Consider the following 11,812-nt stretch of genomic DNA (forward strand, 5'->3'; position numbering starts at 1 on the left):
GATGTTCTGCACGACCGTTGCTCTTCTGGGTGACGCGGTGATCTACTGCATGCTCCGAAGTGGCTTATGGGGGAACTGTGCGAACAGGCCATTTTGCCGTGCATCGAAGGATCAGCGCCGCGCGTCAGTGCGCGCGAGGCGGCCGTGGCTCTCGCGCCTGCTGACGGCGGCCGTCGGAGTAGGCGCGGGTTCGCCTATCAGGATGCCGTCACGTTGCTGGACTGCCTGGATATGCTCGAAGGGCAGTGGACGGCTGTCTCCTGGGAGGACCTGGAGGACATCCTGTGCCATCAGGACGGCGCCCCTGTATACCGGCAGGTCAAGACGATCGAGGAAGCCGGGACGCGGCACAGTATCGCCAACATTTGCAGGCCGGAAGAGAAGAAGGCCGCAGACAGCAGTTATCTGGGCAAGCTGTTCCTCGGTAAGCCGCTGCCGGACGGCACACGGTTCACGTTCATCGTCAACGAGACGCCTCAGCGGGACCTGTATGAGTTCGTCGCGGAACGTGACCGTCCTCGCGGTCCGGTGAGTGCGGACGCCCGCGCGGACATCGTCAAGAGGCTCAGAGGGGTGCAACTGCCGGACGGCAGGGACATCGGATGGTGTGTCGACCGTCTGGACGTTCTGGTGGAGGCGCGCACCATCGACCAGGTCGAGGCTGAGGCCATGGCGCGACTCGCGCCACTGGTGGAAGCGTGCCTGGGAGAGAAACCGCTGTACGAGGAAGTCGAGGAGGTCATGATCTGGCTGATCTCCCGATACATCGCCCGCAGCGCCCTTGAGCTGCGACCGAGAGTCTTTACCGCGGACGATTTCGGCGCGGCCCTTGATGACAGCGTGCGCAGAGCTACCGGGCGGCGGCGAGACGGTTCCACCGAACTGTTGATGAAGCTCAAGCACAAGCTACGGGCTGCCGAAATACCGGAGCCCGAGGCGGAAGCCCAGCACGATGCCATGCTCGCCTACCGTCGTACCTACCGTGCCAGTGTCGGCACCCGGCGCCGCGCATACGACGATCTGGCCGATCAGATCAATGCCATCTGCACGCTCACGATGGCGAAGCGACGCGCAGGGCGTCTCGACGCCGGCTCGGCGGCGTACTTCGAGACGCTCGTGGCGGTGAGCGAGATGCCCGAGGTGACCAGCCGGCAGTTCACCCTCGCCGAGGCCCACGCAGTGCTTTCCGACATCACGGCACGCTGCCAGAACAGGTACGCCGATGCCTCATAAGATCGGCAGCAGCGTGGTGCCCCCGCTGTATCGCGCCTGGGATCCGGACGACTCTCCTGACTTCCACGCGGCACGGCTCTTGCTGCTCATCTACCTCTGCGGTGAGGAGCCCGGTCCCTACATCGAGGGGCGGACGAAGTTCGCCAAACTTGATTTCTTCGTGCGCTATCCGGGGTTCCTGGAGCGGGTCCACGCCGCGATGCCGGAAGCCGTCGATGCCGAAACCGCGTTTCTCGCCCGCGATCCGTCCGAAGTCGAGGCACCGATGATCCGCTACCGCTATGGGCCCTGGGACCAGCGCTACCGGCAGTTCCTCGCCTTCCTCATCTCCCGCGATCTTGTCACCGTTACGAGCCACCGGGTCGAACGCGTGAAGCTCAAAGCCGTCGGCAAGAGGACAGCGCAACGACTTGCCGAGGCCCGCGAGTTCCAGCCGCTGGTCCGGCGCTGTCAGGCCATGCGGGGGAATCTGGCCGCCATGTCGGGCACCGACCTGAAGAACCTGATCTACGACCTGTTCCCAGACGAGGTCGGCAACGCGCCCTTCCGCCAGGAGATCCGGCCATGACGAAGCCCGTGACCGCCCACCCCGACCGCGGGATCAGGATCGACTCCGTCAGGCTCGTCCACAACACTGCAGAGATCGACGAGTATGCCTTCGGAACCGGCATGCTGAACATCCTCAGCGGGCCCCGCAACAGCTCCAAGACCACCACGCTGAAGGCCATCGACTACTGCCTCGGCGACCGCGGTGGGATGATCGACGCTCTCGGTGCCGCCGTCTCCGACAAATACGTCGAGGTCTCCACAGCGATCCGGCTCAACGGACACCCCCGCATCCTCACCCGCCTCCTGCAGCACGGGCGCATGAACAAGGTGTACGTCGACGGAGACGAGCTGACCGATGCCGACTTCTCCGACTGGATCCTGCGCGAACTGGGCTGGCCCAACCTGCGCATCCCCAAGGGTCTCCACCCGGCCACAGCCAGTGAACTGACGCCCTTGTCCTTCCGGAACCTGCTGCGCCACTTCTACCGCAACGAGGAGTCCTGGACGGGCTTCGCCAACAAGGAGCATGAATTCATCCGGCGCGGCGTCGTCAGCATGCTTCTCGGCTTCGCCGCCTCCCGCTACGACACCAAGGATTTCGCCGTCGCCCAGGCCAAGCGGCGCCTTGCCGAAGCCCAGGCAGTGGAGCGGGACGTGCAGGACAGCACACTGCAGGCCGTCACCGCCATCTCTGAACGGCTCCGCATTCCCGTCGCCCGCACCCTCGACCAGGTAGCGACCGCACGGGAAGAGGTCACTGCCCAACTCGACGCGGTTCGCCAGCGGCGTCACGAACTGACGCAGGAGATCAACAGCCTCCTGCAGGGAACGTCCACCACCGAGACGGCGGCCGGATACGACGCGTCACTGACGAGCGTCTACGAAGACATATCCAGGCGGCTGCAACTGGCGGTCGACGAAGTCGTTGCGCTCGAACAACTGGGCAGTGAACACGCCTACTCCGCCCAGACGGTCACCTCGGAGGTGACCCGCATGGAACGCCTCATCGCCTCCGTGGAGATCTTCGACGCCCTCCCCGTACGACTCTGCCCAGCGTGCGAACAACGTGTGGACCCGCACCGAGAGCACGGCGAAGACGCCTGCTACCTGTGCTTCCAACCGGTCGACGACGACCAGCGCCGCCGACGGGCACAAGTGGAGATCCGGTCGCTCAAGTCGGAACTTGCCGACCTGGATGACGTCACGGCCCGCACCGCCGCCGATCTGCAGACGGCCCGCACTCGCCGAGTGGACCTTCAAGACGAACAGGCACGGCTCGCGCACCGCATCAACGAACAACGCGCCGCGCAGCTGGCTCCCTTCATGGCCAGCCTCGAAAACCTCGCCGCCCAGATCGCCCAGCTCGAACAGAAGATGACAGCCTTTCCTGCCATTGAGGAGATCCTTCAACGCCGCGCGGTAGCGAGCCAGGCCGTCACCGCTGCACAACAAGCCGTCGACGCACTTCGCCAAGAGCCTGCCGCAGTTGCCACAGCCACGCTCGCCTCCGTCGAACGATGCGCCTTGTTCGCCGAGCGCATGAACGAGCTTCTCCACCGCTACCGCGAACGCGGCTGGGTCAAGGGCGCCATCACCATCAACGACAGCGATCTCACTTTCTACGTCGGCACCCGACCCTGGGACCAAGCCCTGGGGGCAGAGACGAAGGTGCTCTTCTTCCTGGCCTACAGCTACGCCACCCTCTTCCTGGCATCCGACCTCGACGAAGAAGCCGCCTTCCCCGGCCTGCTGCTCCTGGACAACCCCTACCAGCAGGGCATCGGCACCACCGTGGTCGACGACGTCCTGCGAGATCTGGCAAACGCAGCCCAGGCCACGGGCACCCAGGTCATCAGCACACAGGCCGTTCCAGTACCACGCGACCCGGCCACCATCGGAGAAATCCACATGCCCAGGGAGTACGAAGCGCCGTAGGCAGACCTTGGCGCGACGGAGTCCTACCAGCGGGAGGGGACCTTGGCCGCGCCCCGTTGTGGCAGGCGATGCCGAAGGGCGGGCCGGTGATCGTCAAGCTCGGGTAGGGGCTGGCTTGTGTGATGAGGGCGAACAGCATCCAGGGCTACGTCGGCCAGGGCCGGTCCTCCTGAACTTGGGCCGTCTCCCGCTGCTGGGTCTACGGGTCGCCGTCCCTCCAGAACCCGCGGCTGACCCGTGGCTGGCACCAGAAGACGACCAGCAGCTGAGCACCTAGCTCAGCCCGGGTTTCGGGCGAACGGCCATGGCTCGCACAGACGTCCACGGCAGGATCAGATTTTGATGACGGTGGCGCGCCCACCGCACAGCGCCGTGAGGTCCTCCAGATCGGAGGTCAGAATTGTCACGGGGCCGGGGGCGGTGAGGGCGGTGGCCCCGAGCATGGCGTCGATGGCGTACTTGTGGCCGTGCAGGCCGGCGTCGGCAAGGAGTGCGGCGGCGTGGCGGGCGATGGGCTCGGTGACCGGTTCGATGACCAGGCGGGACAGGGTCCACTCCAGGGCCGGGCGGTTGATCCGAGGGTGGACCACCTCGACGAGGGTGGCTGCGGAGGTGATGACGCGCAGGTCGTCGGCGCGGGCCAGGGCGAGCCAGCCGGTGACCGTGCGGTCGCGCAGGATGGCCTTGGCCAGCCCCTCGCTGTCCAGGACCAGCGTGCCGCCGGGCGCGGCGGGGGATCGGGTCACGCGGCGCTCGCCCCGCCTGTCTGTTGCTGGCGGGCCTGGTGGAGTTGGTCGCGCAGCGCCTGGATCTCCTCGTCCGTCACGGCCCCGTGCTCGGCCTCGGCGACCTGGATGATTTCGTTGAGGTTGTCGCGCTCGATCTGGCGGGCCACGGCGGCAGCCACGTAAGCAGACAGGCCGGAGGGGCCGCTGCGGGCCTTGGCGGCCTCGGCGATGTCCCGCGGCATGGTGATCGAGTACTTGCCGGTAGGCTCACTCATGCTACTCATCCTACCGTCGATCCTCCCTGGTGGGTGCCTTACTGGAGACTCGAGCCGGCTGACAGGGCCGGTCGGGAGCCAGTCTCCCGGTGACGCTTATCTGCGCGAGCCACCGGTGAACCGGGGCCACAGCGGGCGCGTGCCCTACTACGTGAACCCGTGCTCCAGGGACTGCTGCACATCCGAGGTGGGAGTCAGCCGGGCTGTCGCCCACGGATAGGTCGCCCATCCCTGGTCGAGGACCGGGTTGCGATCACTCGCGTGTCCGTTGAGACACTCGTTGAGCGCCCACATGGAGCGTTGGGGGTCGGCTGCGCGCTCCAGGAGCAGTGAGCTGGGTGTGGTGTCGGTCAAGGTCACCAGGCGTTCGATCTCCTGGGCCCCGACGACTGCGGTCGGGATATCGGCGGCGGGCAGGTCCACGTGGGGCAGGTTGGCGTTGGCGATGGGGAACGGCTCAAGAGTGACGATCAGTGCCTGACGCGGACGGTCGGCCGGAATACCGGCGAATGCCGGATTGCCCTGGTCGATCTGTGCCGAGGTGGCATTGACCTGACAGTAGGCCCGTGCCAGTTTCTTGTCGGACTCTGCTACTCCGTTTTCCAGGCCGAGCCGGGCGTTCTCGGTCGGCATCATGGACTTGACCTCCACGAGCAGCACCAGGTCGTCGAAGATGACGATCCAGTCGACGCTGAGCAGTTCGTTGCGCTTGACCCGGTACGTGATCTCTCCGATGACGTCGGCGTCCGGTATCAGGCGGAGCTGGCGGCCGACGTACTCCTCGAAGAGATAGCCGGTCTCCCGCAGGAAGCCGGTTCCGAAGTGCTCACGGCCCGTGTGGTAGATGCCAGCCGGGGTCGCCTTGCGCCAGACCAACTGGGGTGAGGGGCACAGCAGGCCGGGCCCGAAGCCGGTGACCGCGGGGCGGCCGAGCAGCGGGTTGTACGTGAAGCGACGCAGCTGGGCCGCTTTGCCGCCGACCACCTTCACCAGGTTTTCTGCGGTTTGTTTCTCGGTTGCTTTGATGGAAGTCACGTCGGTGACGAAGTGCCGTTCGATGACGCGCAGCACCGTCTCCCGGCTGACCACCCGGTTGAACTTCTCCGCGTCCGGGCTGTCGAAGATCGCGGAGTCGAAACGCCCGGCGTTGAACAGCGCACATCCCCACAGTAGTTGCGCGGTTCCGACGTAGTCGGGCAACGGGCAGCCGAACAACTCGGTGTCCCAGCCCGGGACCATGCAGCGGGGCTGCCGATGCGCGGGGAACGGGGTGTGCAGGTACAGCGCCGCGGTACGGGCGAGACTGACGAACTCCGGGACTTGCCAGGCCGACTGCTCACCGCCCAGGCGCATCATGAAGTCCCGCAGGCGGACAGCGGGTTCGTCCGTGCCGTGCAGGGTCGGTTCCTTCAGGCTGGAGTACGCCGCCAGGATCTCCAGCAGATCACGCTCGGTGGCTTCGGATCGCTGGTGCTCGGTGCCGTAGGCCAGGCAGACGCGGGCCGCGTCGGCCAGCGCCCAGGGCGTGTACTTGAGACCGGGGCTTTCCAGCCAGGACCGTGGCCGCTCGGGCGTGCTGTAGCGGGCCGCCGCTGCAGCGATCAGAGGCAGCAGTGAACTGGGACGGTGCCGCCGGATGCGCTGGCGATACTCGTCCTCCGCCACCAGCCGGTCATACAGGTACCGAGTCATCCCGCCATGATTCTCGTCCTGAAGTGGATATTCGACAGATTTCTCCTGAGCCGGCCCTGAACGTGCCCACGGTGCGAACCACGCCCGTCGGAACGGCCCGCGCGCTCCCGCACCAGCGGCACGTCTGGCTGCCCTCGCCATCCGGACTTCCTCTCGGGCTCAGGCCGGAACTCTTCACGACGGACAGTCCAGGGCTGTCCGTCGCGCACGGCTCCCCAGACGTGGGGTCGCAACTGCGGTGTAGGAGGGCACGGCTGACTACAGGGGCGGGACGGCGCGTCGGCCTGACTGTCAGTGGCGCCGCATACCCTGAATGAGCACCTCGGCCGGCTACTTGCCGACGGGCCGTGTCCAGCAAGGAAGGTGGGGCGATGGCTGATCGCAAGACCGTGACGCGCCAGACGATCATCGGCGAGAAAGGCATCGCCCTAATCGAACGACGCTGCCTGGAGATGGGCCACCTCTTCCATCCCCGGCGCGTCGACCACGGCATCGACGGACACATCGATCTGGTCGACCCCGACAGCCGGGCCGTGCTGAACCTGACCCTGCTGGTCCAGAGCAAAGCGCAGGACCGGCCCTTCTCCGGCGAGACGGACGACGGCTTCCACTACCTCTGCGACCAGCGCGATCTTGATCACTGGCTGTCCGGCAACTCACCGGTCATCCTGGTCTTTTCCCACCCCGAGAGCCATGAGGCGTGGTGGGTGGAGGTCAAGGCGGCGTTCCCGGACACTGTCAGCCGTGCGAGCCGCCGCGTGGACATCGACAAGCACACCCAGCGCTTCGACCGTGACGCCGCCCAGGCACTGCTGCGCCTGGCGATGCCTCGGACGACGGGCCTGTACCTGCGGCCCGCACCGATCACCGAAGTGCTGACCACGAACCTGCTGCCCGTCATCGAGATACCACCGACCGTGCATCTGGCCCCAACGGCCTTCATCGACTACCGCGCGGCCGGTGCCGCGCTGGAGGCGCACGGCCGGCGCGAGTCCGGCTGGATCCTGCGGGACAACCTGATCCTGTCGTTCCACGACCTGCGGGACTCGCCTCTGCGGGTGCTCTGCAACGGAGATCCCGAGCGGCACGAGACCAGAGAGTGGGCGGACAGCGACGACCTCGACACCCAGCACCGCTTCGCTGACCTGCTCTCCCGCACCGTCCAGGGCTCCTATCCGGAACTGCGTTGGCACAAGGACCGCAAGCACATGCACTTTCGTGCGACCTCGCACCTGGGGCCCCGCAAAGCGGGCAGGGGCCCCGGATCACGTGGCCGGACCGTGTTCGGTCCGCACACTTCCAAGTCCGACCCGCAGTGCGTCGGCTACTACCACCACGCCGCACTGCGCACCAGATTCCGGCGCCTGGACGGAGTCTGGTACTGCCAGCTGGAACCGGACTACTGCTTCACCACCGACGGATACACCGAGTACCCGTTCGCCGACCGGCTCCTGGCGGGGATCAAACGCCTCGACCGGCACCCGGCGGTCCGAGGCTGGACCCGCATGTGGGCCAACTACCTGTGCCAGGACGCCGACTTGTTCACGGAAGCACGGCCCGTACAGTTCGGCGAGCTCGCCACCATGACGGTCGATCGTGGTATCGACGACCGGTGGTGGGGGCCGGCTCCGTCTGGGGCCGCACCCGAGGACGACCAGGACGCGTCCTCCGGGGGGCAGGAAAGCCTGGACACCGTACCGGCTGTCGCTGATGCGGAGACCGAGGATCTCCTCAGCCTGCTCCAGGACGGCGAGAGCGACACCGGCGCTTCTCGCCGGAGAAACCCCGGGAGCAAGTCCAGATCTGCTGGGCTGCGGATGCCCCGCCAGGGGCGGGCGGGCAGCGCGAGGCCGCTGATGGACTCGGTGACCCTCGACGAACCAGAACTCGAATTCGGCGGAGCGGCTCGGCACATCGATCCACGGTTCGGGATCACGAACTATGGCCCCGCCGATCTCGGCGCGGCCGATGCACCCCGGGCGATCCGCGTCGGCCTGGTCGGTCCTGCGGACCAACTCGACGGACTGCGCCGGTGGCTGGAGCGCTGCCGAGAACCCATCGCGGCCAAGGACGAGAAGTACCCGCATCTCTTCCCGGAATTCCCCGGCTGCGACACCGACCGCGGCCTGCACACCACCCTGGTCTTCAGCGACCGCAACACGCGGGCGATCAGCAGCCGCGACCTGCGCGCCATCGAGGCCGCCAGCCAGCCAGCAGCTCTGACCAAGGCCGTGAGCATTTACGCGGAAGAGATCAGGGCACTGGCTGACGAGAACCGCGTCGACGTCCTCCTGGTCGCCAGACCCGAGCAACTCATCGACACCGTCGGCCGATCAGCCCGCGGCCTGAAGGCGGCCAGCGACCTTCCAGCCCCGGACACGCCCGATGAGCTGGCCCCGGCCCAGTTCGCCAACTTCCACGACCTGCTCAAAGCCCGGCTGCTGCACCTGCGCCAGCCCATCCAGATCATCCGCCGCAGCACTTGGGACGAAGCCACCCGGCCTTCCGAGGGCCACAGCCGCCAGGACGAGGCCAGCCGGGCCTGGAACCTGCACGTCGCCCTCTACTACAAAGCCGGCGGTGTCCCATGGCGCCTCCTGCGCAATCCCGCTGACCTCACGACCTGCTACGTCGGTGTTGCCTTCTACCGCAGCGACGACGGAAGTTCTCTGAGCACCTCCGTCGCGCAGGTCTTCAACGAACGCGGGGATGGAGTGATCGTGCGCGGAGGACCGGCGCGGATCAGCCGCACCGACCGCCAGCCCCACCTTGCCCGCGCCGACGCACACGCACTCCTAGTCCACGCCCTGGACGCCTACCGGCGCGAACACCACACCGCACCCGCGCGCATCGTGCTGCACAAGACCTCGGCCTTCACCGACGACGAGGCCGGCGGCTTCCAGGACGCTGCGGACGAACGGTTCATCGACACGCTGGAGATGAGCTGGATCACCAGCAGCGAAGGAGCCGCAGCCTTCCGTCCCGGCGATGCACCGCCCCTGCGCGGCACCCTCGTCACCCTCGGCGAACGCGAACTCGCGCTGTACGCCACCGGCAGCATCGAGTTCTACCGAACCTACCCTGGCATGTACATTCCGCGCCCCATCGGCATCAGGCCCGTCAGCCCCACCCGCAACCCTCGCGAACTGGCCGCCGAAGTCCTCGCCCTGACCAAGATGAACTGGAACCAGACCCGCCTGGACGGACGGCTCCCCGTCACCCTGCGCACGGCCAACCAGGTCAAATCCGTTCTGCGTTTCTGCCCGCCCGACCAGGCTGTCGCCACCCGCTACGCCCACTACATGTAGTAGGGGAATCGGAAGGCGGATTCGTGTCATGGCGGAGTGCCACGACACGAAGTCTGCGGCCCGTCAGATCTTGAGGATGGTGACGCGTCCAGCGCACAGCGCCGTGAGGTCCTTCGGTACGGACTCGCCAGTCCTGCCTGCCCGGTCGCCCCTGCGGCAACGAAGGACGGAAGCGGGAATGCACCCACGAGATAGCGCACAGCGTCCGATGTGTGAAGGCTCTGCTTTCATGGAGCCAGACCGAACCTCCGAGGTCAGCGTGCCTGATTGGCCAGCGAGAGAAGCAGGTGCGCTGACTCGGGGCGGAAGTAGTCGGAGTGCGCGCCTTCGATCCGCAAGGGCGAACTGCGATAGTACGCGCTGGCATCCACGTTGAGGAGCCGGGTGGTGGGGAAGACGTAGTTCTCGGTCGTGGGATGCAGCGGCATGGTGTGCAAGTGCTCCCGCGGTCCGGTCGCCCCCAGGAAACCGATGCCGTTGCTTCCGTCTTCCGTCTGCCGATGCCACAGACCCAGGGCACGGTCGTGAGGGGAGAACGTCATGGTGAAGGGGGCGTTGAGCACGCTGTCGTCAAGGAGACGGGTGTAGGGCGCGGTGGTGAACGCGTCGGCGGGGGCAGCCATCTGGAACACCGTGAGGCTGTCGAGGGTCCAGGGGTAAGTCTCGGACTTCCAGGGCCAGGCGAACGTGTCCGGGCCGTCCGCCAGCCGATTGCTGGCCTGTTCGATGGCGTGGCAGAGGAAGCGCCCGCCGAACGAGTGCCCAACCGCGTGCAGATATTGCCCGTAGGAGCCCCGCAGCACGTCCGGGCCGGCTTCGGGCAGGGTCCGACGCTCGTTGAAGTAGCCCAGGACCGCGGCCAGCACATGAGAGACCTGTCCACTGTGGGCCATGGCGGCCGTCCGGTCGCGGATGGTGCGGTAGCCGGCCTTCGTTGCCGCGCTGCCCGACGGCCAGCGTACGCACACGTACTGGGGCCGGAACGGGCCGATGCGTGGGTAGGCGTACGGCTGCTGCTCCGCCACGTCCTCCATGAGGCGGAAGAGCCGCGAAGCGGCCTGCTCCGCGTTGTCGGTGCTTGTGCGCCAGCCGTGGACGTAGAGGAAGATGTCCGTGGTGTCGTCGTGGAGCCGCAGGTGTTTCTCGATGACGGCCGGCACCTGTTCGGCTGGGACCGGGCCGCCGTGATGGGGGTCGAGGAGGTGACCGGTGTCGTTGAGGTCGAGCAGGTCCACGACGGTCATGCCGGCTCCTTGGCTACGGCGGACGCGTCCACTAGACGGTTGTCGATCCCCCGGAGCAGGGTGAAGACCAGGCCCAGGGGAGTGGCGTGCTGGCTGAGGAACTCCTGTGTGAGGCTTCGTGCTACGGGTGCGGCGCGCTCGCCTTTGAAGAACTCCTCGAAGAAGCGGCAGGTGTACAGGCTGCCGAAGGTCTTCGGTATCTCTATCTCAGGGCCTATCAGGCACCCGATGCCGAGGTCGAACAGAGGTCGGCCGAGCCCCTCGTGCACGAAGGTTCGGGTGCGGCCCCCCTCGCAGACCATCATGAAACACAGCGGGTCCGGGAGCCGTTCCTGACGGGTGGTGCGCCAGTATTCGAGGTCGGAGCTGCAGATGGCCTCACCGTCAGTGAGGGTGAACTGGGCCTGCGACGTGCCTCGCGGGGCCTGGCGCTCACCGCAGCCGTGGGCTCCGAAGACCAGGAGGTGGTCGCGGACGAGTGGATCGCTCAGCGCCTCGGCGAGGTCCTGCTTGCACGAGCGTTCGGTGACATCGGCATGGGTCTCGACGATGGCGCGCACGGCGCCGATCGGACCCGCGCCGGGTGCGGCGCCGTCCTGCATGCGCAGATCGAACTGAAGTCCCGCCTGCGGCCGTTCCGTGCCGTGCTCGATGAGCGGGTTGTACTTCTCCACGTATCCGAGGGTGTGCTCGATGAGGTGGGTGTATCCCAGGAAGCCGCTCCAGTCCCAGGCCGCGGACCTCTGCGGCAGCCGGGTGGCTGGGTCGGGCGGAAGGTAGAGCATCCCCCACGGCACGAAGAGGTCGTTGGACGTGATCGTCACGATTTGCGGTCCCGCGCGGAGCGC

9 protein-coding genes are annotated in these 11,812 nt (G+C 66.8%); 4 read left to right on the forward strand and 5 right to left on the reverse strand.

The annotated features are described in order from the left end of the window. Window positions 1–66 precede the first annotated feature (66 nt). From ABT300_RS02685 to ABT300_RS02695, 3 genes are read left to right on the forward strand one after another with little or no spacing between them, the layout of a single operon-like run. Window positions 67–1,233, forward strand: coding sequence for a dsDNA nuclease domain-containing protein (locus tag ABT300_RS02685; RefSeq protein WP_351671085.1), 1,167 nt, complete (start codon window positions 67–69; stop codon window positions 1,231–1,233). Continuing rightward, window positions 1,223–1,801, forward strand: a complete 579-nt coding sequence (locus tag ABT300_RS02690; protein WP_351671087.1) for a hypothetical protein — start codon at window positions 1,223–1,225, stop codon at window positions 1,799–1,801. Before ABT300_RS02685 ends, ABT300_RS02690 begins: the two co-directional genes overlap by 11 nt. Then, a complete protein-coding gene (locus ABT300_RS02695) occupies window positions 1,798–3,717 on the forward strand; it encodes a hypothetical protein (protein WP_351671089.1) in 1,920 nt (639 codons plus the stop codon). The genes ABT300_RS02690 and ABT300_RS02695 overlap by 4 nt, the downstream gene beginning before the upstream one ends. A gap of 332 nt (window positions 3,718–4,049) precedes the next feature. On the opposite strand, the gene ABT300_RS02700 is transcribed toward ABT300_RS02695, so the two are convergent. The 3 genes from ABT300_RS02700 to ABT300_RS02710 form a co-directional block, all read right to left on the reverse strand. Next, window positions 4,050–4,463: a PIN domain-containing protein gene (locus ABT300_RS02700; RefSeq protein ID WP_351671091.1), complete on the reverse strand. Its 414-nt coding sequence runs from the start codon at window positions 4,461–4,463 to the stop codon at window positions 4,050–4,052. Beyond that, a complete protein-coding gene (locus ABT300_RS02705) occupies window positions 4,460–4,720 on the reverse strand; it encodes a CopG family transcriptional regulator (RefSeq protein ID WP_351671093.1) in 261 nt (86 codons plus the stop codon). Before ABT300_RS02705 ends, ABT300_RS02700 begins: the two co-directional genes overlap by 4 nt. Before the next feature lie 147 nt (window positions 4,721–4,867). Then, window positions 4,868–6,553: a hypothetical protein gene (locus ABT300_RS02710; RefSeq protein WP_351671095.1), complete on the reverse strand. Its 1,686-nt coding sequence runs from the start codon at window positions 6,551–6,553 to the stop codon at window positions 4,868–4,870. Window positions 6,554–6,783: 230 nt separating this feature from the next. On the opposite strand from ABT300_RS02710, the gene ABT300_RS02715 reads away from it, so the two are divergent. Beyond that, on the forward strand, window positions 6,784–9,720 hold the full coding sequence (locus tag ABT300_RS02715; RefSeq protein ID WP_351671097.1) for a DUF4365 domain-containing protein: 2,937 nt from the start codon (window positions 6,784–6,786) through the stop codon (window positions 9,718–9,720). Between the two features lie 254 nt (window positions 9,721–9,974). Here the strand turns inward: ABT300_RS02715 and ABT300_RS02720 are convergent, their stop codons facing one another. Both ABT300_RS02720 and ABT300_RS02725 read right to left on the reverse strand, forming a co-directional pair. Beyond that, entirely contained in the window at window positions 9,975–10,964 is a 990-nt protein-coding gene (locus ABT300_RS02720; protein WP_351671099.1) for an alpha/beta hydrolase family protein, read from the reverse strand. After that, on the reverse strand, window positions 10,961–11,788 hold the full coding sequence (locus ABT300_RS02725) for a hypothetical protein (RefSeq protein WP_351671101.1): 828 nt from the start codon (window positions 11,786–11,788) through the stop codon (window positions 10,961–10,963). The genes ABT300_RS02720 and ABT300_RS02725 overlap by 4 nt, the downstream gene beginning before the upstream one ends. Window positions 11,789–11,812: the final 24 nt, after the last annotated feature.

Source organism: Streptomyces sp. NPDC001027, from assembly GCF_040299045.1.
In the GTDB taxonomy this organism is placed as follows: Bacteria; Actinomycetota; Actinomycetes; order Streptomycetales; family Streptomycetaceae; genus Streptomyces.

Bases quoted from the DNA above. Each gene is read 5' to 3' on its own strand.
- ABT300_RS02690 (WP_351671087.1), top strand. From the start codon at position 1,223: ATGCCTCATAAGATCGGCAGCAGCGTGGTGCCCCCGCTGTATCGCGCC.
- ABT300_RS02720 (WP_351671099.1), bottom strand. From the start codon at position 10,964: ATGACCGTCGTGGACCTGCTCGACCTCAACGACACCGGTCACCTCCTC.
- ABT300_RS02705 (WP_351671093.1), bottom strand. From the start codon at position 4,720: ATGAGTGAGCCTACCGGCAAGTACTCGATCACCATGCCGCGGGACATC.
- ABT300_RS02685 (WP_351671085.1), top strand. From the start codon at position 67: ATGGGGGAACTGTGCGAACAGGCCATTTTGCCGTGCATCGAAGGATCA.
- ABT300_RS02710 (WP_351671095.1), bottom strand. From the start codon at position 6,553: ATGGCGAGGGCAGCCAGACGTGCCGCTGGTGCGGGAGCGCGCGGGCCG.
- ABT300_RS02695 (WP_351671089.1), top strand. From the start codon at position 1,798: ATGACGAAGCCCGTGACCGCCCACCCCGACCGCGGGATCAGGATCGAC.
- ABT300_RS02715 (WP_351671097.1), top strand. From the start codon at position 6,784: ATGGCTGATCGCAAGACCGTGACGCGCCAGACGATCATCGGCGAGAAA.